At 66.3% G+C, this 22120-nt stretch carries 19 protein-coding genes and 2 tRNA genes; 13 read left to right on the top strand and 8 right to left on the bottom strand.

Annotated elements, in window-relative coordinates:
• Nucleotide 1: 1 nt before the first annotated feature.
• From SM754_RS05930 to SM754_RS05940, 3 genes are all read right to left on the bottom strand, one after another.
• On the bottom strand, nucleotides 2-1045 hold the full coding sequence (locus SM754_RS05930) for an ABC transporter permease (protein ID WP_323675307.1): 1044 nt from the start codon (nucleotides 1043-1045) through the stop codon (nucleotides 2-4).
• A 227-nt stretch (nucleotides 1046-1272) separates the two neighbouring features.
• Nucleotides 1273-2955 carry an ABC transporter substrate-binding protein gene (locus SM754_RS05935; RefSeq protein WP_323675308.1) on the bottom strand — a complete coding sequence of 561 codons (1683 nt, stop codon included), beginning with the start codon at nucleotides 2953-2955 and terminating at the stop codon, nucleotides 1273-1275.
• A 130-nt stretch (nucleotides 2956-3085) separates the two neighbouring features.
• Complete coding sequence (locus SM754_RS05940; RefSeq protein WP_323675309.1) at nucleotides 3086-5641, bottom strand: ABC transporter ATP-binding protein; 2556 nt, start codon at nucleotides 5639-5641, stop codon at nucleotides 3086-3088.
• Nucleotides 5642-5802: 161 nt separating this feature from the next.
• On the opposite strand from SM754_RS05940, the gene SM754_RS05945 reads away from it, so the two are divergent.
• The gene (locus tag SM754_RS05945) at nucleotides 5803-6327 is read left to right on the top strand and encodes a DUF7529 family protein (protein WP_323675310.1); all 525 of its coding nucleotides are present in this window, start codon (nucleotides 5803-5805) and stop codon (nucleotides 6325-6327) included.
• A gap of 574 nt (nucleotides 6328-6901) precedes the next feature.
• On the opposite strand, the gene SM754_RS05950 is transcribed toward SM754_RS05945, so the two are convergent.
• A complete protein-coding gene (locus SM754_RS05950; protein ID WP_323675311.1) occupies nucleotides 6902-7591 on the bottom strand; it encodes a DUF5806 family protein in 690 nt (229 codons plus the stop codon).
• 135 nt (nucleotides 7592-7726) lie between these two features.
• On the opposite strand from SM754_RS05950, the gene SM754_RS05955 reads away from it, so the two are divergent.
• From SM754_RS05955 to SM754_RS05970, 4 genes are all read left to right on the top strand, one after another.
• Nucleotides 7727-8380, top strand: a complete 654-nt coding sequence (locus SM754_RS05955; RefSeq protein WP_323675312.1) for an HVO_0476 family zinc finger protein — start codon at nucleotides 7727-7729, stop codon at nucleotides 8378-8380.
• 89 nt (nucleotides 8381-8469) lie between these two features.
• A complete protein-coding gene (gene pcm, locus SM754_RS05960; protein ID WP_323675313.1) occupies nucleotides 8470-9102 on the top strand; it encodes a protein-L-isoaspartate O-methyltransferase in 633 nt (210 codons plus the stop codon).
• Between the two features lie 96 nt (nucleotides 9103-9198).
• Nucleotides 9199-10197 (top strand): class I SAM-dependent methyltransferase, encoded by a 999-nt coding sequence (locus SM754_RS05965; RefSeq protein WP_323675314.1) that lies wholly within the window; start codon nucleotides 9199-9201, stop codon nucleotides 10195-10197.
• A gap of 24 nt (nucleotides 10198-10221) precedes the next feature.
• Complete coding sequence (locus SM754_RS05970) at nucleotides 10222-10956, top strand: protein-L-isoaspartate O-methyltransferase family protein (protein ID WP_323675315.1); 735 nt, start codon at nucleotides 10222-10224, stop codon at nucleotides 10954-10956.
• 36 nt (nucleotides 10957-10992) lie between these two features.
• Here SM754_RS05970 and SM754_RS05975 read toward each other — a convergent pair whose 3' ends face one another.
• The 4 genes from SM754_RS05975 to SM754_RS05990 form a co-directional block, all read right to left on the bottom strand.
• Entirely contained in the window at nucleotides 10993-11442 is a 450-nt protein-coding gene (locus SM754_RS05975) for an Ig-like domain-containing protein (RefSeq protein ID WP_323675316.1), read from the bottom strand.
• A 457-nt stretch (nucleotides 11443-11899) separates the two neighbouring features.
• A tRNA-Asp gene (locus SM754_RS05980) sits at nucleotides 11900-11972 on the bottom strand.
• 102 nt (nucleotides 11973-12074) lie between these two features.
• Nucleotides 12075-12488 carry a group I intron-associated PD-(D/E)XK endonuclease gene (locus tag SM754_RS05985; protein WP_323675317.1) on the bottom strand — a complete coding sequence of 138 codons (414 nt, stop codon included), beginning with the start codon at nucleotides 12486-12488 and terminating at the stop codon, nucleotides 12075-12077.
• A gap of 266 nt (nucleotides 12489-12754) precedes the next feature.
• Nucleotides 12755-12827 (bottom strand) — tRNA-Asp (locus SM754_RS05990).
• A 264-nt stretch (nucleotides 12828-13091) separates the two neighbouring features.
• Between SM754_RS05990 and SM754_RS05995 the strand changes: the two genes are divergently transcribed.
• From SM754_RS05995 to SM754_RS06030, 8 genes are all read left to right on the top strand, one after another.
• Nucleotides 13092-13319 carry a DNA-directed RNA polymerase subunit H gene (locus SM754_RS05995; RefSeq protein WP_323675318.1) on the top strand — a complete coding sequence of 76 codons (228 nt, stop codon included), beginning with the start codon at nucleotides 13092-13094 and terminating at the stop codon, nucleotides 13317-13319.
• 4 nt (nucleotides 13320-13323) lie between these two features.
• Entirely contained in the window at nucleotides 13324-14889 is a 1566-nt protein-coding gene (locus SM754_RS06000; protein WP_323675319.1) for a DNA-directed RNA polymerase subunit B'', read from the top strand.
• A gap of 1 nt (nucleotide 14890) precedes the next feature.
• Nucleotides 14891-16720: a DNA-directed RNA polymerase subunit B gene (rpoB, locus tag SM754_RS06005; protein WP_323675320.1), complete on the top strand. Its 1830-nt coding sequence runs from the start codon at nucleotides 14891-14893 to the stop codon at nucleotides 16718-16720.
• A 3-nt stretch (nucleotides 16721-16723) separates the two neighbouring features.
• Entirely contained in the window at nucleotides 16724-19657 is a 2934-nt protein-coding gene (locus SM754_RS06010) for a DNA-directed RNA polymerase subunit A' (protein ID WP_323675321.1), read from the top strand.
• On the top strand, nucleotides 19650-20870 hold the full coding sequence (rpoA2, locus tag SM754_RS06015; protein ID WP_323675322.1) for a DNA-directed RNA polymerase subunit A'': 1221 nt from the start codon (nucleotides 19650-19652) through the stop codon (nucleotides 20868-20870). The genes SM754_RS06010 and rpoA2 overlap by 8 nt, the downstream gene beginning before the upstream one ends.
• Nucleotides 20870-21289 carry a NusA-like transcription termination signal-binding factor gene (locus SM754_RS06020; protein WP_323675323.1) on the top strand — a complete coding sequence of 140 codons (420 nt, stop codon included), beginning with the start codon at nucleotides 20870-20872 and terminating at the stop codon, nucleotides 21287-21289. Before rpoA2 ends, SM754_RS06020 begins: the two co-directional genes overlap by 1 nt.
• A 35-nt stretch (nucleotides 21290-21324) precedes the next feature.
• Nucleotides 21325-21468 carry a hypothetical protein gene (locus SM754_RS06025; protein WP_323675324.1) on the top strand — a complete coding sequence of 48 codons (144 nt, stop codon included), beginning with the start codon at nucleotides 21325-21327 and terminating at the stop codon, nucleotides 21466-21468.
• 221 nt (nucleotides 21469-21689) lie between these two features.
• Nucleotides 21690-22118 (top strand): 30S ribosomal protein S12, encoded by a 429-nt coding sequence (locus SM754_RS06030; RefSeq protein ID WP_166038610.1) that lies wholly within the window; start codon nucleotides 21690-21692, stop codon nucleotides 22116-22118.
• Nucleotides 22119-22120 lie beyond the last annotated feature (2 nt).

Here is a 22120-nt window from a genome sequence, read left to right on the forward strand (position 1 = left end):
GTTACTGTTGGATTCTGGGGTCGAGGTAGCTGTACGTGATGTCCACGCCGAGGTTCACGAGCGTGAACAGGAGCGCGAACGTCAGGACCGCGCCCTGGACGACCGGGTAGTCCGTCGCGTTGATCGCGCTCACGATGAGCGTCCCGATTCCGCCGATCCCGAACACGGTCTCCGTGAGGACCGCACCGCCGAGCAACGTCCCGAACTGGATGCCGACGACCGTGATGACGGGAATCATCGCGTTCCGGAACCCGTGCTTCATGACGGTGATCTTCGCGCCCTGGCCTTTCGCGCGAGCGGTCCGCATGTAGTCCTGCCTGATGACCTCGAGCATCGACGACCGCATCATCCGGGAGACGAGCGCCATCGAGTACACGCCGATCGTGACCGCTGGCAGGAACAGGTGCGAGACCGCCGACAGCCACGCGACCGGGCGTCCGAGCAGGAGCGTGTCGACGGTGACCATCCCCGTCAACGGGAGTTCGACGCCCATGAGCGTCCACGAGTTGTCGAGGAAGATCGTCGACCCGATACGGCCCGCGGCCGGGAACAGCCCGAGGAACCCGGAGAAGAACAGGATGAGCAGCGGCCCCGACCAGTAGATCGGCACGGAGATGCCGGCGAGCGCGCCGATGCGCGTCGTGTGGTCGAGCAACGAGTCCTGCTTGATCGCGGAGAGGATACCTAACGGGAGCCCGAGCGCGAGCCCGATGAACTGCCCGTAGAGCGCGAGCTCGATGGTCACGGGGAGGCGAGCGACGAGCACGTCCCGGACCGGGTTCCCCTTCGAGATTGCGTACGAGTTCCCGAAGTCGAACTGGACGACGTCGACGAGGAACCGGCCGTACTGGACGAGGATCGGGTCGTTCAAGCCGAGGTCCTGTCTGACCTGTCGGACGACCTCCTCCGACGCTCGCTGGCCGGCGATGATACGTGCCGGGTCACCCCCCGAGAGATGGAGGATGGCGAACACGAACGTCGACACGCCGAACAGCACCGGCACGAGCAACAGCAGCCGCTTCACGATGAATCGCTTCGAGACCATTCCTGTGTTGCTTCGTCACACAGACTGTCCCAATAAAACACTTGCCATCGACACGCGATGACCGACGCCGTCACCCGATTCTTCCAGCCACTACCCGACGCGAAAACACTCCGCGAGTTGACTCGAACGACTACCGTCGGGTCGAACGGACCCGGGCGACGCCTCCCCGACCGCGACGGTCGGGACGGACACCACCCGCAGCCGATACTCGTCGCGACGACGAGCCGTTACTCGAGCTCGACGAGCCCGAGGTGCGGACCGCCGACCGAGCTCACGGTGAACGAGTCCGACACGACCGCCTCGTTGATCGCGCGGATCGTCTTCGCGTAGTCGATGAACACCCACGGCGCCTCGTCGTGCGCGAGCTGACTCGCCTTCCGGTACTTCTGCTTGCGCGTCGCCTCGTCGTACGTCGACTGCGCGTCGCGCACCAGCTGCATGTACTCCGTGTTCGCCCAGCTCGCGGCGTTCAGCGTACTGTAGCCATCCTTGTTGCGGCTGACCCAGTCCTGCCCCTCGGGCACCGCGTCCATGCTGACCTTCGGGTCGAGCAGGACGTACATGAAGTTGTCCGGGTCGGCGTTGTCGGTGTACCATCCGAGGAAACACGCGTCGTGGTTCCCGGCGTCCGTGTAGTCGAGGTACGAGGAGAACGTCGAGAACTGGTTGATGTTCACCGTCAGCCCGATCTCCTCCAGGTCGGACTTGAACTGGTTCGCGGTCTGGATCGGGCTCGGGTTGTACCCGCGCGGGTTACTGAACGTCGCGAGCTCGAACTCCATGTCCGCCGCACCGGCCTCCTCCAGCAGCGACTGGGCTTGCTCCTTGTCGTTCGCGTACGGACTCAGGTCGTCCTTGCGGCCCATGACGCCCTTCGGGAGCGGCTGACTGGACTGCACGGCGAAGCCCTGATAGATGTCGTTCACGACCGCTTCAGTGTTCACCGCGAGACTGATGGCGCGACGGACGCGCCGGTCGCGGAACGCCTCCTTGCGAGCCATGTTGAACGCCATGTAGCCCGTGTTGATGCCGGGCTTGGACTTGATCTGGGCCGTGTCCGACTCCTCGATGGTCGTCGAGGACTCCGCGCCCAGGTTGTCCGTGATGTGCGAGTCGCCGTTCACGACGTCCTGCGCACGCGAGGAGTTCTGCCCGATGGTCTTGAAGATGACCTCGCCGACGTTCGGTCCCTCGCCGAAGTAGTCGTCGTTCGCCGCCAGACGTACGCGCTGGTTCGAGTTGTCGAGTTCCTCGAACGAGAACGGCCCCGTCCCGATCGGGTCAGTGCCGAGTTCGGTCTGGTCGTCGAGGCCCGTGATCTGGTCCTGCGAGAGGATCGCGGCCGCGAACATCGCGAGGTTCCGGAGGAACGGCGCGTACTTCTGGGTGAGCGTGAACTCGACGGTGTACTCGCTGGACGCGTCGATGCTGTCCACCCAGTTCCCGAACGTGAACCCGGCGTACCCGGACGCGTTCTCGGTGCCGAGGTAGTACTGGTAGTTCTCGTCCGTGAACCGACGGATGGTCGCCTTCACGTCGGCCGCGGTGAAGTCGCTCCCGTCGTGGAAGGTCACGTCCTCCTTGAGTTCGAGCGTCGCTGTGGTCCCGCTGAGCGACCAGCCGTCGCTCTTGGCGAGCCCGTCGCTCAGTGCGCCGCCGCTCCCGGGCTGGAACTGGATGAGCTGGTCGAATATCTGGTTCGTGACCTTCGCGACCTCGCCACTCGTCGTCTGCTGGGGGTCGTAGTTCTCGGGGTGGTCGCCGCGCGCGTACACGAGCGAGCCACCGCCGCTGCCGCCGGTCAGACTCGAGATACAGCCGGCGGTCGCGGTGGTCGTCGCCGCCGCGGTCGCCGCACCGGCTGTCTTTAGGAAGTCGCGTCTCTCCATACCGTTGTCACCATCTGCCATACCCAACGACACCAAGGCCACGTATATAAACGTTCGTGATACGTTATCGCCGGATTCGGGCGCCTGATAGCGAAAGCACGGCCCCGACGAGCGCGATTCGCTTATAAATTTACAACGACTGTAGTCCTCTCTACGCGTCGTCGCCGTCGACCGACGACACGTCCGCCGTCCCCGAGACCGCGTTCGCCGGCTGCTCGTAGAGGTGACACGACGCGGGATGCTCGTCGTCCTGTAGGACCGGATTACGCGTCTCGCAGACGCTCTCGAACCGATCAGCGAGCGTCGCAGCCGCCCCCTCCCAGTCCTCGCGCGCCAACTGCTCGAACGCCTCGTCCAGCAGCGCCCGCGAACGCCCGCCGACGACCGACGGGTCGTCGAACAGCTCGCGCCACAGTGCGTCCACGAACGCGTCCACGGACGTCGGCATCGACCCGCCCTCATCGACAGCCGTCCCCCCGTCCGTCGCCGCCGCCGACTCCTCGGCCATGTTCCACGCCAACTCCAGGTCGATCGCCTCGTCCTCGATGCGCTGCCGGACGTTCATCACCTCCCGGTACGTCTCCTGCGGGAGGTCGACGTCGTCCGGCGGGATGACCTGCGGGCACCGCGTCCGGAAGTGACAGCCCGACGGCGGGTCGATTGGGCTCGGCACGTCCCCCTCCAGGATGACGCGGTCGTCCGTATCCACCGTCGGGTCCGGGACCGGGATCGACGACAGCAACGCCTGCGTGTACGGATGCTTCGGGTTCGCGAACAGCGACTGCGTGTCCGCGACCTCCACGACCTCGCCGAGGTACATCACCGCGACGCGGTCCGAGACGTGCCGAACCACGCTCAGGTCGTGCGCGATGAACAGGAACGTCAACCCGAACTCCTCCTGGAGGTCCTCCAGGAGGTTCAGGATCTGGGCCTGCACGGACACGTCCAGCGCACTCACGGGCTCGTCGCACACGATGAAGTCCGGGTCGACCGCGAGCGCTCGCGCGATCCCGACGCGCTGGCGCTGCCCGCCGGACATCTCGTGGGGATACCGGTCGACCTGATCGCGGGACAACCCGACCTCGTCGATGAGCTCCATCACGCGCTCGCGGCGCTGCTCGCGCCGACTCTGCCCCTCCGCGGGCTGCTCCTCTGGCAGGTCGTGGATCTGCAGGGGCTCCATGAGTATCTGCCCGACCGTCATCCGCGGGTCCAGGCTCGACAGCGGGTCCTGGAAGATCATCTGCATGTCCCGGCGCTTCGCGCGCAGGTCCTGGCCCGACAGGTCCGCGAGGTCCTCGCCCGCGAACACGACGCTCCCGTCCGTCGGCTCCAGCAGTCGAAGGATGGTCTCCCCGGTCGTCGACTTCCCGCACCCGGACTCGCCGACGAGCCCGAGGGTCTCGCCCTCGCGGATGTCGAAGCTCACGCCGTCGACCGCCTTCACGCTCTGTTGCTCCGTCGACAGCCACTTGTCGAGGAGGTCGTCCGCTCGCGAGAAGTGCTTCTTCAGGTCTCGGACCTCCACGAGCGGGTCACCGACCGCGGTCTCGTCGGTCGACCGGATGCCCTCGCGGCCGCTCGCGTACTCCGCCTCGTCGAAGTCGTCCAGCACGCACTTCGAGACGTGGTCGACGCCCGCGCCGCCGTGCTGGCGGTACGGCACCTCCTCGCCGACGCACGCCTCGTGCGCCCACGGACACCGGTCCGCGAAGTGGCAGCCCTCGTCCATGTCGATGAGGTCCGGGACGTTCCCCTCGATCGGCGTCAACCGCTCCTTGTCCTCCTGCGGGATGGACTCCAGGAGCGCGTACGTGTACGGATGCGACGGGTTCGCGAAGATCTCCTCCACGGGGCCCTCCTCGACGACGTTCCCCGCGTACATCACCGCGACGCGGTCACAGGTCTCGGCGACGACGCCGAGGTCGTGCGTGATGAACAGGACGCTCATGCCGCGCTCGGCCTGGAGCTCGTTGATGAGATCGAGGATCTGCGCCTGGATGGTGACGTCGAGCGCGGTCGTCGGCTCGTCAGCGACGAGGAGCTGGGGCTGGCACGCGAGCGCGATCGCGATGAGGACGCGCTGTCGCATCCCGCCGGAGAACTCGTGGGGGTACTCGTCGAGCCGAGCGGTCGGCTCCGGGATACCGACCTCCTCGAGGATGTCGACGGTGTCCTCGAGGACCTCCTCGCGCATCCCGTCGCCGCTGAACTTCGGGAGTATCTCTCGGACCGCGCTCCACCACGTGTCCGGTGACCGGTCGCCGTACCGGTGCAGGCGCAGGCTCTCCGCGACCTGCTCGCCGACGGTCACCGCCGGGTTCAGCGACGTCATCGGGTCCTGGAAGATCATGCTCATCTCGCCGCCGCGCACCGACCGCATCGCCGGTTCCGGCGCCTGCGTCAGGTCGACGACGCCGCGTCCCTCGTCGACGAAGTTCGGCGCCTGCTTCGGGTACTCCTCGGCGAACCGCGCGGCGAGGTCGCGGTCGTGGAACTCGACCGCGCCCTCGGCGACGTATCCGGGGTCGTCGACGAGCCCCATCGCCGACAGCGCGGTCACGGACTTCCCGGAGCCGGACTCGCCGACGAGCCCGACCGTCTTCCCCTCTGGGATGGTCAGATCGAAGTCCTCGACCGCGCGAACCGTCCCTCGATCGGTATCGAACCGGGTGTGCAGGCCGGAGATGGAGAGTAGATCAGTCACTATCCGCACGTGGCACATCCACTCGTGAAAAACGTTTCCACACGAACTCCGGCGGAACGGATACGTTCGCCGGTCGAGCGAGTGGAATCTGGCGGTTCCGGCCGACGGGGTGCGCGCTCGCTTCCAAAACCCTCTTGGAGCGGGGTCACGCGGAGTCGAGCATGAACGAGGACCACGTCGACGTCGACCCCGAAGCACACCTGCCGCCCGAGGGCGTCCTCGACCACTGGGACGCGGTCGTCGCCGACATGGAGGCGACGGTCGAAGAGTACCGCGAGGACGGCTGGGACGTCGTCGAGGTGTTCCCGGGCGACATCGCGCCGGTGTCGGGCCAGCACGCGACCGTCGACCGGTTCGGCCTCGACCTCGTCGTCCCCGGGGAACTCGCGCGCGAACTCTCCGAGCTCGTGAGGGCGCAGGACGCCGCGTTCGACGCGTGTTCGGTGTTCCGCGCGGTCGAGGCCGGTATCGTGTTCCTGGTCGTCGTCGTCGAGGACGCGGGCCGCGACGTCGCGGTGATCGCCCCGGCGTTCTACGACAGCGACGACGAGGTCGCCCAGGACATGATCGAGCGAGCGACTCGCGAGGGCGAGATGCGGACGCACGTCCGCGACCTCGCCTCCGAGAACGTCGCGACGTTCACGCACGACGACCCGTCGCTGTTCTTCCCGCCCGGCGAGGAGTAGAGCTCGGTCGGCGCGCGCGAGCCACGTGACGGGTTCGCGTCGCGACTACCACGCGAAATGGTTGGGAACCCAACAGCCGTCGGACAGTGGTTGGGTATATTACACCATCCGCGTTTCGCGCTGAAGATACCCCCGCCAGAAGCACCTCAACCGGGCCTTGAATCGCAAGACGAAACCGGTTTCGACCGGGTGGATTCGGAACTGCTCCCGACCCGTCGCCAACCGGCGTTCAACCGGCCGCAGAGAACCAGCGAACACCGCTTGAAACCGGGCAAGAAGCGCTATACCCACCGAAACCGTCCCAAACGGTTCTCCCCCTTTATCTACGACGCTCCCACACGGTAGGATAGCGTTCACCGCCGACGGCGCGTCGGCCGGAACGCAGAGGCAGGCCAACCCGACACAACGGGCGGCTCGATTCCACGCACGTATCGCGGTGGACGGTCCCGTCGGCCATCACGGGGGTGGAGGCCGATCGCGACGCACCGCACCATTACGCTCTCCCCGGATTCTCGACCCATCGAAGACACGGCATACTCGCAGCAATAGCGCCCGAACACCACGTAACCGACTGCTACTCGTCGCGCAACTCCTCGCTCGCCTGCCGGACCTCCCGCATCACCGACGAGATCCGCTCCTCGGCGTCCAACTCCTCCTCGACGGAGAGATCGACGCCCTCGACCTCAAGCAGGAACTTCGCCACCTCCGTCGACTCGTACATCACGTCGTCCAACTCCTCCGCCGTGAAGAAATCACACATCGCACCGTAGAGGAACGTCGCACCGGCCTTCCGGACCTTCTCCTCGAACGACGCCCGCGCCTGATTCACCGCCTGCGGCGTGTACGTGTCCGTCATGAACGGCACCAGCTCCGGGAGGTTCTCACCGATCTTCGTCATCTCCACGCCCGTCTCCGTCCGGAAGTCGGCGCACAACCGCGCGATCGCCCACTCGCGAGCCGTCACGTACGTCCGCTCCCGGATGAAGTCGTTCACGCGCTCGTACTGCGCACCGTCCATCTTCGTGAACCGCTCGTACTTCTGGACGTCCGCCGGAACCTCGTCGTCACTCGGCAGGTTCGAATCGTCGGGGACGCCGGGCGACGGCCCGTCACTCCCACGGCCCGCCGCGTCCACGCTAGACTCCTCTCGGTCTCCGGCGGTCGACGCATCCGTACTGGAGTCCTCGCGGTCTCCGGCGGTCGACGCGTCAACCCGGTCGCGTTCGCCGTCGTCGTCCGCCGCCGCCGGCGGGTTCTCGGTCATACCGCTCCGTTGCCCGGCCCGCGGCAAAAAGCGTTCGCCCACGAGACACCCGCTGCCCGACGTCACACCGGTTCCACTCGAATCGACTCGAACGCAACTCGGACGGCTTTTAGGGCTGGACGCGGTATCCCGGATATGAGCGATACCGCCGAGCGCGTCGCGCTCGCGTGCCCCTCGTGCGCGCCAGCGACGCAGACGGTTCACGAGGTACTCACCGCGACGGGCGCGCAGCACACCGTCCGCTGCACCGAGTGCGACCACACCCACAAGACCCGCATCGAGGAGGAACGAACGATCGACACCGACGTCGTCGTCAGTCAGGACGGCGAATCGTTCAGTTCGAGCGCCGAAGTCCCCGCCGAGGAGACCCTCGCCGTCGGCGAGGAGTTCGTGCTCGACACGCCCGAAGCCCTCATGACCGTCCGCATCACGAGCCTCGAACTCGACGAACAGAAACGCCGCCAGCAGGCGACCGCCGAGGACGTCCAGACGATCTGGACGCGCGAAGTCGACAACGTCCCCGTCAACGTCACCGCGAACCCGCGAGACGGCTCGAACGACGAGACGCGCTCCCTCAAAGTGTACGTCCCCGGTGACTTCGAGTTCACCGTCGGCGAGACCGAGAGCTTCGGCGACGACGAGTTCACGATCAAGAACATCGCCGTCCGCGACGACGCCGTCAGCCACGACTTCAAGAAACGCGACCACGAAGGCGACACTGTCGTCGCGAAAGACGTCAAGCGCGTGTACGCCTGGGACGAGAACACGACCGCCTGGTCCGCCTGGTAACGACCCCGACTACGTCTGGCGTCGTCGCGGACTGCGCTCGGAGCGACCCGACGCGAACCTTCTTGCCGACGCGAACCGATACTCGAACCGTGACGTCCGACTTCGCCGAGCGGCGCGACAGGCTCGTCGGCCGGCTCGCCGAGCGGCGGGACGTCTCGCGACAGTCGACGCTCGACGCGATGCGCGCCGTCCCACGCGAGGCGTTCGTCCGCGACGGCGACCGCTCCGCGGCCTACGAGGACCGCCCGCTCCAGATCGCGGACGGACAGACGATCAGCGCGCCGCACATGGTCGCCATCATGACCGACGCGCTCGCACTCGACCCCGGGGAGCGCGTCCTCGAGGTCGGGACCGGCTGCGGGTACCACGCCGCCGTCACCGCCGCCGTCGTCGGCGCGGAGCACGTGTACAGCGTCGAGTACAGCGAACGCCTCGCCGAAACCGCCCGCGAGACGCTCGAGGAAATCGGGTACGGCGACGTTGCAGTGCGCGTCGGCGACGGCCGCGACGGCTGGTCCGAGCACGCGCCCTACGACGCCGCGTACCTGACGTGCGCCGCGAGCGACCTCCCCGACGCGGTCGTCGACCAGGTCCGCGACGGCGGCCGACTCCTCGCACCGATCGGCGACGGCACCCAGCGCCTCGTGTACGCCGAGAAACGCGACGGCGACCTCGACCGCGAGGACCGCGGCGGCGTCCGGTTCGTCACCATGCGCGGGTGAGCGGCGCTCCAAGCCCCGCTCGCGACCGACGCTGCCGCTGGCACCACCGCACCCGCAGGCGGCGGACTTACGGCATCCGCGACCGACCGCCGTCGTATGAACGACGACGCACGCGACGCCCTCGCGACCGTCGCCGCACTCCGCACCGCCCGCGAGACCGGTGCGCTCGACGCGCTCCTCGACGACGCCGACACCCCGAGCGACGTCGCCGCCCGAACCAGCCTCGACGACCGCGCCGCGAGCGTCCTCGTCGACGTCCTCGCCGACCGCGGGTTCTTCGAACTCGTCGACGGCGCGTACGAACCGACGAACCGAGCGCTCGGGCTCCTCACGAAGACCGACCTCCGCTCCATCGGCACCACCCCACGGGACGTCGACCGGTTCGACGCGTACGCCGCCCTCCCCGAGACGCTCGCCGCCGCCGACCCCACCGAGGCCGCCCAAGAGGCACGCGGCGACGACCACGAACGCAACCGCCTCGGCGCCCGCCAAGCCACCCCGGACGCCGCCGTGAACGCCGCCGTCAGCGCCGCCCAACGAGGCGCTCCCGGCGCCACGACCGTCGTCGACGTCGGCGGCAGCCCCGGCCAGCACGCCACCGAGTTCGCCGCCCGCGGCCACGACGTCACGCTCCGCGACACCCCCGAGCGCGTCGACGCCGCACGGCCACTCCTCGCCCCCCGCGACATCGAACTCGACCCCGGCACCCTCACCGACCCCATCCCGACGACCGACCTCGTCTTCGCGACCGACCTCACACCACGCCTCGACGACGACGCCCTCGACGCGTTCGCAGCCACCGCCCACGACGCACTCGCCCGCAACGCCGACGCCGCCCTTGACGCCGACCTCGATACCGCCGACGCCGCCCGACGACCGACGCGCGCACTCGTCCTCGTCGAACACCTCCGCGACGACTCCCCACGCACCCCCACGCGCCGCCTCGACGCCCTCGCGACCGGCACCAGCGGCGACCACCGCAGCGAACGCACCCTCCGTATCGCGCTCGAAACCGCCGGCTTCCAACACGTCGACGTCCACGCCGTCCCCGGACTCGACGCCCAAACCATCGTCGCAACTCCACGAAGCACTTAATCCCTCGCACCCGAACGTTCAGGTATGGAGCCCGCGGCGTTGCGAGAGGACATGGTCGACAGCCTCGAACACGACGCCAAGAGCGTCGTCGACACCGACGCTGTCGGCCTCGCCATGCGAACCGTCCCCCGCGAAGCGTTCGTCGACGACGAACGCAAGGCCTACACCGACCAGTCCCTCGAACACCGCGGCACGCGCGTCCTCGCGCCCAGCACCGCCGCCCGCCTCCTGGAAGTCCTCGAACCAGAACCCGGCGACGACGTCCTCGTCGTCGGCGCCGGCGTCGGCTACACCGCAGCCGTCCTCGCCGAAATCGTCGGGAGTCGAAGGGTCCACGCCGTCGACATCACCCGCCAACTCGTCCACGACGCCCGACGGAACCTCGCCGACGCCGACTACCCCGAAGTCCTCGTCGACCGCCGCGACGGCGCCCGCGGCCTCCCCGAGTACGCCCCCTACGACCGCATCCTCGTCGAAGCCGCCGCCGTCGACCCACCACGACCCCTCCGCGACCAACTCGCCACCGACGGCCGCCTCGTCCTCCCCAGCGGACGCGGCCCCCGACAGACCCTCGTCGCCGTCACCGCCGACGGCACCGAGACCACGCACGGCCCCGTCGCCTTCCAGCCACTCCTCGCCGACGGCGAACAAGCCGGCGCCATCGAACGCAACCGCACCGCGCGCGAAGACGCCGAACGCGCCGCCCGCGCCGCCCAATCCCAGACCGGCTGGGAGCAAGACTGGATAGAGTGGGACTGACCCCACGCGTCACTCGACCGACCCCCCAACCCGCGCCTAGCCGTCCTCGACCACCAGCAGCATCTCGTTCTCACGGTCGTCCACGAACCCGCCACTCGCCGGCGGCTTCACCACCACCTCCACCGTCCCCTGATCGCGGTTCGCAGCCAGCGACGCCGACACCGACACCGACACCCGCCCGTCCTCACCAGTCTTCCCGGTCACCACCTCATCCAGGTCCGCCGACCCCGACGTCAACACCACCGTCGCGTTCTCCACCGGCTCCCCGGCATCGTCCACCACCCGCACCGTCACCGACGACTCGCCCTCCGACACCACCGCCGGCGTCGGCCGCGCATCCACCTCGTGCACCGCCAACCCACCCACGCCAGCGAGCATGTTCATCATCACCGACAGACTCGCCACACCCACCACGAGCGCGATTACGAGCCGAACCGGTAACCCCTCGATAGCACGACCATCACGACCGAACACAGCCAGACGCATACCCCACCCTCGCCGCCCCCTCTCACAAGAACCCACGCCCCAGCACCCACCAGTCCCACGCTACCCCACGCAACACTCCAACGACACCCACCCCAACCACGGAGTATCAAACGCGCACTTGACCCTCCGGGAACACTAATACCGTACCCACAGAAGATGGAATCGTCGACGGGACTGCCTGTCATCCACTACGGAGACGCCTGTCGACGACCCCCCAACCGGTGGCACTCTGGTGATGGAAGTGCCCCAACGCCACCGCCTCTGACACCTTCTCCCCACGACCACACGCCACAGCCACCACCAACGGTCACAGCTCACCGATCACGAACCGGACTCAACGCGCCCCAGTACAGAGACGACGCTCCTCGTTCGACGCCGCAGAAAATGCCCTCCGTCCTCCGAACGGGGTTGTTCGCGGCGAGCAAGCTCACCGCTCAGAGTTTTGCGTTCGGAGAAGCGCCCGAGGCGGGATTTGAACCCGCGTCACAACCGTGACAGGGTTGTATGATGGGCCACTACACCACCCGGGCTTGCAACAGTACCGAGGTGACTCGTGTTTTTATACCTTTTCAATCGGAGGCGTGGATGAAGCGTGGTAACACGCCGTTTGACTAGCGTACTGAGCGAGCTATTCAGGGCTGGAACTCGAAGTCAGACGCCCAATTGATCGATGGGTGATCGATCGCTGCCTCGAACCGTAACTCCATCTTCTGCTCCGTCGCATCCTCGACGTCCACCCAATAGAGCTGGTCGTCCTCGGGGAATCGAACGATGAACGCGTCAGCGACCTCCTCGTACGTCGACTCATGATAGTCTCCGCCTTTGGTCGTCTGAGAATGCGTGTTGAACCGGATCGTCTCCGGTTTGTTCCGCCACGCCGTCTTGCACTGAATCCTGAACAATTCCTCGCCATCGTCGATGACGAGGTCGTACTTATCGTTGTCACCGAACGGGATCGAGACGCTCCACCCAGCCACGAGCAACTCGTGAAGGACCGCCACCTCCGTTTCGTCCCCAACGGACTTCGAGTTCTCGACATTTCCCATACCTTCCACTGGGTCACTACACGACTAAATGGCTGCTTCTCAACGCTCTTTTGCATACAGCATCCTCCCTCAAACTCGTGCTCGCCGCTCCAATTCTCGTGCGTCGTTGGAAGTAGAGAACTCCCGAGGCGGAACCTGAATCGAAGCCAGACGTGCTCTCACGTTCGCGGTGCGCGACCGGCAGGGTTCTGATTCCGTTCTCGGACTCTGAACGGTTCGTTCGCGGCGAGAAAACTCGACGCTCGTGGGTTCTGTGTTCGAAGAAGCGCCCGAGGCGGGATTTGAACCCGCGTCACAACCGTGACAGGGTTGTATGATGGGCCACTACACCACCCGGGCTGCACTCTCACGTATCGCGGTTAGACGATTAAGGCTTTCTACTCGAGACGGGTGTGGGTGTGTTCATCGTGGCACAAACGATTTATACTGGTAGTGTTCTTAGGTAGGGTAAGGTCGGCGACCCGCCGTTGCCGCCCTCTGTCTCCCGGCGGGTCGCGAGAGTGGCTACGCCGCGCGCGTACTTGGCAAGTGTTAAATGCCTCCCGTCTGTATGAGCCTGTAGTATCTCGTGACAGCAGTTTCTCCCGCCCGCCAGACACACTCATGGTAGATGTAAGCCAACACGAACTCGTGCCAGAGCACACGCTCCTCGAGGAGGACGAACTCGAGCCGGTGCTCGAAGAGTACGATATCGACCGTACCGACTTACCGAAGATCAAGCGGAAGGACCCGGCGCTGCCGGACGAGGCGAGCGTCGGTGACGTCGTGAAGATCGTTCGAGATTCGCGAACAACAGACACGGCTGTCGTGTACCGACTCGTGGTAGAGTAAAATAATGGATAGAGCAAACAGACGCGTCATCTCGAAGGAGTATTTCGGGAAGGATCGCCTCGCCGAACATCACTTCCGGTCGTTCAACTCGTTCCTGAACCGGGGGATGCAGCAGGTCGTCGACGAGAAGGAGACGATCGAGACGGACATCGGCGACAAGGAGGGTGAGGAGCCGGTGTTCGTGGAACTGAGCGACGTTCGCGTCGTCACGCCGCGTGTGCGTGAGGCGGACGGTTCGGAGGAGCTCTTGTACCCGCAGGAGGCGCGTCTCCGGAACATCACGTACTCCGCTCCCGTCTTCATGGAGATGTCCATCGTGAAGGGCGAGGAGGGCGAGGAGCGCGTGGTCGACAAGACGGAGACGAAGGTCGGTCGGATGCCGATTATGGTCGGCTCCGACAAGTGTAACATCGCTGGGTTCTCGGACGAGGAACTCATCGAGATCGGTGAGGACCCCGCGGACCCCGGTGGGTACTTCATCGTGAACGGCAGCGAGCGCGTGCTGATGACGAGCGAGGACCTGGCGCCGAACAAGATCCTCGCGGAGTACGACACGAAGTACGGCGACGAGATCCAGGTGGCGAAGACGTTCAGTCAGCGTCGTGGCTACCGGGCGCTCGTGCTCACCGAGCGGACGCGTGACGGCCTGCTGGAGGTCTCGTTCCCGTCCGTGTCGGGGTCGATCAACTTCGTGACGCTCGTTCGGGCACTCGGTCTCGAGTCCGACGAGGAGATCGTTCACCGGGTCAGTGACGACCCGGAGGTCGTGAAGTACATGCTCGAGAACCTCGAGGCCGCGGAGGTCCAGACCGAGGAGGAGGCCATCGAGGCGCTCGGGAAGCGCGTGGCGAGCGGGCAGGGGAAGAACTACCAGCTCAAGCGCGCGAACTACGTCATCGACCGGTACCTGCTCCCGCACCTCCACGAGGAGGGCGTCGAGGAGGAGGAGACGCGCATCAACAAGGCGTACTATCTCTGTCGGATGGCCGAAGCGTGCTTCGAGCTGGCGCTCGGTCGGCGCGAGTCCGACGACAAGGACCACTACGCGAACAAGCGCCTGAAGGTGAGCGGGGACCTGATGAAGGACCTGTTCCGGACGGCGTTGAACAAGCTGGCGCGCGACGTGAAGTACCAGCTGGAGCGTGCGAACATGCGGAACCGGCAGCTGTCCGTGAACACGGTCGTTCGGTCGGACGTGCTCACGGAGCGTCTGGAGCACCCGATTGCGACGGGGAACTGGGTCGGCGGGCGGTCTGGGGTCTCCCAGCTCGTCGACCGCACGGACTTCATGGGTGTCCTCAGTCACCTGCGTCGTCTCCGCAGTCCGCTGTCGCGGTCGCAGCCGCACTTCGAGGCGCGGGACCTGCACGCGACCCAGTGGGGTCGCATCTGTCCGTCGGAGACGCCGGAGGGACCGAACTGTGGGCTCGTGAAGAACTTCGCGCAAGCGATGGAGCTCTCACAGAACATCGAGGACGAACAGGGACTGAAGCGACAACTCGACTCCATGGGCGTGGAGGGAATCCCGGGGCTGCAGGGCCAGGGGCACGATCAGCCCGCTGACGACTAACATGAGTAAACAGCAACGCGAAGCGAAGGTGTACGTGAACGGTAGTCTCGTCGGGACACATCCCGAACCGCATCAGCTCGCCGACCAGATCCGCGAGGAACGCCGGTTCGGCGACATCTCGGAGATGGTGAACGTGTCCGTGAAGGATCGGACGCGCGAAGTCATCATCAACGCGGACGCGGGGCGTGCCCGCCGGCCGCTCATCGTCGTCGAGGACGGCGAGCCGCTCATCGACGAGACGGAGATCGAGGCGCTCGAGGACGGCGAGCTCGAGTTCCAGGACCTCGTGGACAACGGCCGTATCGAGTTCATCGACGCGGAGGAGGAGGAGGACATCCTCGTCGCCGTCGACCGCGAGGACGTGACGTCGGACCACACGCACCTCGAGGTCGACCCGCAGCTCATCTTCGGTATCGGTGCGGGCATGATTCCGTATCCCGAGCACAACGCGAGTCCGCGCATCACGATGGGTGCGGGGATGATCAAGCAGAGTCTGGGGCTGCCGAGCGCGAACTACCGGATCCGGCCGGACACGCGCCAGCACCTCCTGCATTACCCGCAGCTGTCGATGGTGAAGACGCAGACGACGGAGCAGATCGGGTACGACGACCGGCCGGCGGCACAGAACTTCGTGGTCGCGGTGATGTCCTACGAGGGGTTCAACATCGAGGACGCGCTCGTGATGAACCAGGGGTCGGTCGACCGGGCGCTCGCTCGCTCGCACTTCTTCCGGACGTACGAGGGCGAGGAACGCCGGTATCCGGGCGGGCAGGAGGACCGGTTCGAGATCCCGAGCCAAGACGTGCGCGGTGCGCGCGGTGAGGAGGCGTACACGCACCTCGACGAGGACGGGCTCGTGAACCCGGAGACGCGCGTCGGCGAGAACGACGTGCTGCTCGGGAAGACGAGTCCGCCGCGGTTCCTCGAGGAACCCGACGACATGGGCGGCCTCAGTCCGCAGAAGCGCCGTGAGACGTCGGTGACGATGCGTTCGGGCGAGTCCGGGGTCGTGGACACGGTGACGCTGATGGAGGGCGAGGACGGGTCGAAGCTCTCGAAGGTCAGCGTGCGCGACGAGCGCATCCCCGAGCTCGGGGACAAGTTCGCGAGCCGGCACGGCCAGAAGGGCGTCGTCGGTCACATCGCGCCCCAGGAGGACATGCCGTTCACGCAGGAAGGAGTCGTTCCGGACCTCGTCCTGAACCCGCACGCGCTCCCGTCGCGGATGACGGTCGGGCACGTTCTGGAGATGCTCGGCGGCAAGACGGGTGCGCTCGAAGGGCGCCGCGTCGACGGGACGCCGTTCACGGGCGAGAACGAGGACGAAATCCGCGGTGGCCTCGAGGACCGCGGCTTCCACTCCTCCGGGAAAGAGATCCTCTACTCGGGCGTCTCCGGCGAGAAGATCGAGGCGGAGATCTTCGTCGGCGTCATCTTCTACCAGAAGCTCTACCACATGGTGTCGAACAAGCTCCACGCGCGCTCGCGCGGTCCGGTGCAGGTGCTCACGCGCCAGCCCACGGAAGGACGTGCTCGCGAGGGCGGTCTGCGCGTCGGGGAGATGGAGCGCGACGTGCTCATCGGGCACGGTGCGGCGATGGCGCTCAAGGAGCGCCTGCTCGACGAGTCCGACCGCGAGTTCATCAACGTCTGCGGGGAGTGCGGGATGAGCGCGGTGGAGAACGTCGACCAGCGGCGTGTCTACTGTCCGAACTGCGGCGAGGAGACGGACATCCACGAGATAGAGATGAGTTACGCCTTCAAGCTCCTGCTCGACGAGATGAAGGCGCTTGGTATCGCGCCGCGACTCGAACTGGAGGACGCAGTCTGAACCATGTCGACAGGACAATCACCCAAGGAGATCGGGGAGATCAGCTTCGGGCTGATGGACCCGGAGGAGTACCGCGAGATGAGTGCGACGAAGGTCATCACGGCCGACACGTACGACGACGACGGGTTCCCCATCGACATGGGGCTCATGGACCCGCGTCTCGGCGTCATCGACCCGGGACTGGAGTGCAAGACCTGCGGGAAGCACAGCGGGTCGTGTAACGGGCACTTCGGGCACATCGAGCTGGCTGCGCCCGTCATCCACGTCGGGTTCACGAAGCTCATCCGACGGCTGCTGCGCGGGACGTGCCGCGAGTGCGCGCGGCTCTGTCTCACGGAGGACGAGCGCGAGGACTTCGCGCGAGACCTGAACAACGCACGGAAGCTCGGGAACGACCTGAACGACGTGACGAAGGCGGCGATCAGGCAGGCGCGGAAGAAGGACCGCTGTCCGTTCTGTGGCGAGGTCCAGTTCGACATCCAGCACGAGAAGCCGACGACGTACTACGAGGTCCAGCAGGTCCTCACGTCGGAGTACTCGCAGGTAATCGCGAGCGCGATGCAGGGTGACGAGGAGGCGGACGTGGCCCCGATGGGGCGCGAGGAGCTCGCGGAGGCCACCGAGATAGACCTGTCGCGGATCAACGAGATCCTCTCCGGTGAGTTCCGGCCGCGCGAGAGCGACCGGAAAGCCATCGAGAAGGCCCTGGACGTGGACCTGACGGAGGAGGACATGAACAAGCTGATGCCGAGCGACATCCGGGACTGGTTCGAGGACATCTCGGACGAGGACCTGGAGGTGCTCGGTATCAACCCCGACCGGAGTCGTCCGGAGTGGATGATCCTCACTGTGCTGCCGGTGCCGCCGGTGACGGCGCGTCCCTCCATCACGCTCGACAACGGGCAGCGTAGCGAGGACGACCTGACGCACAAGCTCGTGGACATCATCCGCATCAACCAGCGGTTCATGGAGAACCGCGAGGCGGGGGCGCCCCAGCTCATCATCGAGGACCTCTGGGAGCTCCTCCAGTACCACGTGACGACGTTCATGGACAACGAGATCAGTGGGACGCCGCCGGCGCGACACCGCTCGGGGCGGCCGCTGAAGACGCTCTCGCAGCGCCTGAAGGGCAAGGAGGGTCGGTTCCGCGGGTCGCTGTCCGGGAAGCGCGTGAACTTCTCGGCTCGTACTGTCATCAGTCCGGACCCGACGCTCAGCCTGAACGAGGTCGGCGTGCCTGACCGCGTGGCCAAGGAGATGACGCAGACGATGAACGTCACGGAGCGCAATCTCTCGGACGCGCGCCGGTACGTCTCCAACGGTCCGGAGGGGCATCCGGGCGCGAACTACGTGAAGCGCCCCGACGGGCGGCGCCTGAAGGTCACGGAGAAGAACTGCGAGGAACTCTCGGAGAAGGTCGAGTCCGGCTGGGAGGTCAACCGGCATCTCGTGGACGGCGACATCGTCGTGTTCAACCGACAGCCGTCGCTGCACCGGATGTCCATCATGGCCCACGAGGTCGTGGTGATGCCGTCGAAGACGTTCCGCCTGAACACGGTCGTCTGTCCGCCGTACAACGCTGACTTCGACGGTGACGAGATGAACATGCACGCCCTCCAGAACGAGGAGGCGCGGGCGGAGGCGCGCGTCCTGATGCGCGTCCAGGAGCAGATCCTGTCGCCGCGCTTCGGCGAGAACATCATCGGCGCCATCCAGGACCACATCAGTGGGACGTACCTCCTCACGAACCAGAACCCGCGGTTCAACGAGACGCAGGCGCTCGACCTGCTGCGTGCGACGCGTATCGACGAACTGCCGGCGCCGAGCGGCGAGGACGAGGGCGAGCCGTACTGGACGGGCCGGGACATCTTCTCGGAGCTCCTGCCGGACGACCTGAACCTCCAGTTCCGTGGGACCGTCGGCGACGACGTCATCGTCGACGACGGGACGCTCGTCGAGGGCACCATCGCGGAGGACGAGGTCGGCGAGTTCGGCGGGGAGATCGTCGACACGATCGTGAAGGTGTACGGGACGACGCGCGCCCGCGTCTTCATCAACGAGGTCGCGGCGCTCGCGATGCGCTCGATCATGCACTTCGGGTTCTCGATCGGGATCGACGACGAGACGATCTCGGAGGAGGGCCAGGAGCGCATCAACGAGACGATCGACGACGCGTACGATCGCACCGAGGAACTCATCGAGACGTACGAGAACGGTGAACTGGAGAGTCTGCCGGGTCGGACGGTCGACGAGACCCTGGAGATGAAGATCATGCAGACGCTCGGGAAGGCCCGTGACAACGCGGGCGACATCGCCGAGGAGGACTTCGACGAGGACAACCCGGCGGTCGTCATGGCGAACTCGGGGGCGCGTGGGTCGATGCTGAACCTCACGCAGATGGCCGGTGCCGTCGGCCAGCAGGCGGTTCGCGGGAACCGCATCAATCGCGGGTACGAGGACCGCACTCTGAGCCACTACAAGAAGGACGACCTGAGCGCTGACGCGCACGGGTTCGTCGAGCACTCCTACACGGGCGGGTTGACGCCGCGGGAGTTCTTCTTCCACGCGATGGGTGGCCGCGAGGGTCTCGTGGACACGGCGGTCCGGACGTCGAAGTCCGGGTACCTCCAGCGTCGTCTCATCAACGCGCTGTCGGAGCTGGAGACGCAGTACGACGGCACGGTCCGGGACACCTCGGACACGATCGTCCAGTTCGAGTTCGGCGAGGACTCGACGAGCCCGGTTCAGGTCGCGCACGACGCCGAGAGCGGCGTGGACGTCGAGCAGATCGCGGACCGCATCCTCGACAACGAGTTCGCGGACGACCAGTCCAAGGCCGAGTTCCTCGGCGACGAGGCGCGGCCGACGAACCTCAGCGAGCACGCGGAAGCGCGTCGTAACCCGGACCTCCTCACGGAGGTGGAGTCGGATGACTGAGTTCGACGTCTCCGCCGACGTGGAAGCGGTCGTCGAGGACCGGGACATCCCCGAGGAGCTCCGCGCGGACGTGTATCAGGTCGTCGAGGACCGGAGTCTGAGCGTCGAGGCGGCCGACGAGATCGCGAAGGCGGTCGAGAACCGCTACCGGGAGACGCGCGTGGAGCCGCTGGACCCGGTCGGGACAGTGTCCGCGCAGTCGATCGGTGAGCCGGGGACGCAGCTGACGATGAACACGTTCCACTACGCGGGCGTCGCGGAGATCGACGTCACGCAGGGGCTGCCCAGGCTCATCGAGCTCGTGGACGCGCGGAAGACGCCGGACACGCCGATGATGACGATCTACCTCGAAGACGAGTACGCGGAGAGCCGCGAGCGCGCTCACGAGGTCGTCTGGCAGCTCGAGGCGACGAAGATCCTCGCGCTCGGTGACGTGTCGACGAACGTCGCGGACATGAACGTCTCCATCGACCTGAACCCGGAGACGCTCCAGGAGCGCTGGCCGACGGTGGCCGACACCGGCGAGATCGCCGGTGAGATCGCTGGTATCATCGAGGATTCGCTCGGCGTGACGACGATCCAGAAGGGGACGAACGTCCAGTTCGGGCCCGAGGAGCCGAGTTACCGCGATCTCCTCCAGCTCGTCGAGGAGCTCCGCGAGATCACGTTCAAGGGCATCGAGGAGATCTCGCGCGTCGTCATCCGGAAGGAGGACGTGGAGACCGTCGACGGCGAGGAGCGCGAGGAGTTCGTGCTGTACACGGAGGGGTCGTCGTTCGGTGACGCCCTGGAGATCGAGGGCGTGGACGCCTCGCGGTCGTCGTGTAACAACATCCACGAGATTCATCGGACGCTCGGTATCGAGGCGGCTCGCGAGATCATCATCGAGGAGACCAACGACACGCTGCGAGAGCAGGGCCTGGACAACGTGAACGTCCGGCACCTGATGCTGGTCGCTGACATGATGACGAACCGCGGCGAGATCGAGTCCATCGGCCGGCACGGTATCAGTGGGTCCAAGGAGTCCGTGTTGGCGCGTGCGGCGTTCGAGGTCACGGTCAATCACCTGCTTGACGCAGCCATCCACGGCGAGGTCGACGACCTGAACGGCGTGACGGAGAACGTCATCGTCGGGAAGCCGATCAAGCTCGGGACGGGTGACGTCGACCTCCGGATGGGGTCGCTGCCGAAGTCGAGCGAGCAAGCGGACTGATGGCACGGACGCTGTCGGACGAGGCGCGCCGCGTCCTCGGATTGTTCGAGGACGTCACGGGCGCGACCGGGCTGGATTGCCTGGTGTACGACGACCGCGTCGTGGTCTTGGTCGCGCGCGGCGACATGGGCGAGGCGATCGGGCCGGGTGGCGAGCACGTGGGCGAGTTCGAGGAGCGTCTCGGGAGCGACGTGAAGCTCGTCGAGGACGCGAACGCGCCCGGTGACCTCGTCGCGAACGCGCTCGCGCCGGCGGCGGTGTACAACGTCACGATCAGCGAGAACGGTGACACGGTCGCGTACGTGGAGGTCGACGAGGCGGATACGGGCGTCGCGATCGGCGTGGACGGTCGGAACATCGAGGCGGCCCGGGAGCTCGCGAGACGGCACGTTGACGTCGACGACATCGAGTTGACGTAGTCGAGGCCGGACGCGACCGACAGCGAGCGTCCGCGATGACGAACGTCCCGCGCGTCAAGCACCTGCAGGCGGTCGCCCTGGAGGCGATGGACAACATCGACGACCTCCGCGAGCGGAGCGACGCGAACTTCGACGCGCTCCCGGTGACTGACGACGAGGAGCTGCCGCCGCTGTTCTGACCGCTCACGGGGCGGCGAGGACCCCGCGGCCGCTGCTCTGTGGGGGGTGCTCTCGCGCGGGCTGACGACGGCTGCGGGGCTACGGCGCGCGCAGAACGCGTCAACGCACGAACCGAAACGGACTGAGAGGGCGTTATCGGGGTCGCTAGAGCGACCTCAGGCCGTCACACCGTCTCGAAAGGGGTGGGCTTAAGTGCCTCCGACAGGTAGCGGCTGGTACTATGGCGAACGGCAAGTACGCCGCGCGCAAGCTCAAGAAGGACCGCCAGCAGCAGCGGTGGTCCGACTCGGACTACGCGCGACGCGAGCGTGGACTTCGCAAGAAGTCCGACCCGCTCGAGGGCGCGCCGCAGGGTCGCGGCATCGTCCTCGAGAAGGTAGGTATCGAAGCGAAACAGCCGAACTCCGCGATCCGGAAGTGCGTCCGGGTCCAGCTCATCAAGAACGGGAAGCAGGTCACCGCGTTCTGTCCCGGTGACGGCGCCATCTCGTTCATCGACGAGCACGACGAGGTCACCATCGCCGGTATCGGTGGGGCCAAGGGTCGTGCGATGGGCGACCTCTCGGGTGTCAACTACAAGGTCGAGAAGGTCAACGGCGTGTCGATGATCGAGCTCGTTCGCGGGAACGCGGAGAAACCGGTTCGATAATC

It is taken from the genome of Halorubellus amylolyticus, assembly GCF_034808145.1.
GTDB lineage: Archaea > Halobacteriota > Halobacteria > Halobacteriales > Natrialbaceae > Halorubellus.

Bases quoted from the DNA above. Each gene is read 5' to 3' on its own strand.
- SM754_RS05985 (WP_323675317.1), bottom strand. From the start codon at position 12,488: ATGGGAAATGTCGAGAACTCGAAGTCCGTTGGGGACGAAACGGAGGTG.
- SM754_RS05945 (WP_323675310.1), top strand. From the start codon at position 5,803: ATGAACGAGGACCACGTCGACGTCGACCCCGAAGCACACCTGCCGCCC.
- SM754_RS06025 (WP_323675324.1), top strand. From the start codon at position 21,325: ATGACGAACGTCCCGCGCGTCAAGCACCTGCAGGCGGTCGCCCTGGAG.
- SM754_RS05970 (WP_323675315.1), top strand. From the start codon at position 10,222: ATGGAGCCCGCGGCGTTGCGAGAGGACATGGTCGACAGCCTCGAACAC.
- SM754_RS05955 (WP_323675312.1), top strand. From the start codon at position 7,727: ATGAGCGATACCGCCGAGCGCGTCGCGCTCGCGTGCCCCTCGTGCGCG.
- SM754_RS06000 (WP_323675319.1), top strand. From the start codon at position 13,324: ATGGATAGAGCAAACAGACGCGTCATCTCGAAGGAGTATTTCGGGAAG.
- SM754_RS05965 (WP_323675314.1), top strand. From the start codon at position 9,199: ATGAACGACGACGCACGCGACGCCCTCGCGACCGTCGCCGCACTCCGC.
- SM754_RS06030 (WP_166038610.1), top strand. From the start codon at position 21,690: ATGGCGAACGGCAAGTACGCCGCGCGCAAGCTCAAGAAGGACCGCCAG.
- SM754_RS06010 (WP_323675321.1), top strand. From the start codon at position 16,724: ATGTCGACAGGACAATCACCCAAGGAGATCGGGGAGATCAGCTTCGGG.
- SM754_RS05950 (WP_323675311.1), bottom strand. From the start codon at position 7,591: ATGACCGAGAACCCGCCGGCGGCGGCGGACGACGACGGCGAACGCGAC.
- rpoA2 (WP_323675322.1), top strand. From the start codon at position 19,650: ATGACTGAGTTCGACGTCTCCGCCGACGTGGAAGCGGTCGTCGAGGAC.
- SM754_RS05995 (WP_323675318.1), top strand. From the start codon at position 13,092: ATGGTAGATGTAAGCCAACACGAACTCGTGCCAGAGCACACGCTCCTC.
- SM754_RS05930 (WP_323675307.1), bottom strand. From the start codon at position 1,045: ATGGTCTCGAAGCGATTCATCGTGAAGCGGCTGCTGTTGCTCGTGCCG.
- SM754_RS05975 (WP_323675316.1), bottom strand. From the start codon at position 11,442: ATGCGTCTGGCTGTGTTCGGTCGTGATGGTCGTGCTATCGAGGGGTTA.
- SM754_RS05935 (WP_323675308.1), bottom strand. From the start codon at position 2,955: ATGGCAGATGGTGACAACGGTATGGAGAGACGCGACTTCCTAAAGACA.
- SM754_RS06020 (WP_323675323.1), top strand. From the start codon at position 20,870: ATGGCACGGACGCTGTCGGACGAGGCGCGCCGCGTCCTCGGATTGTTC.
- rpoB (WP_323675320.1), top strand. From the start codon at position 14,891: ATGAGTAAACAGCAACGCGAAGCGAAGGTGTACGTGAACGGTAGTCTC.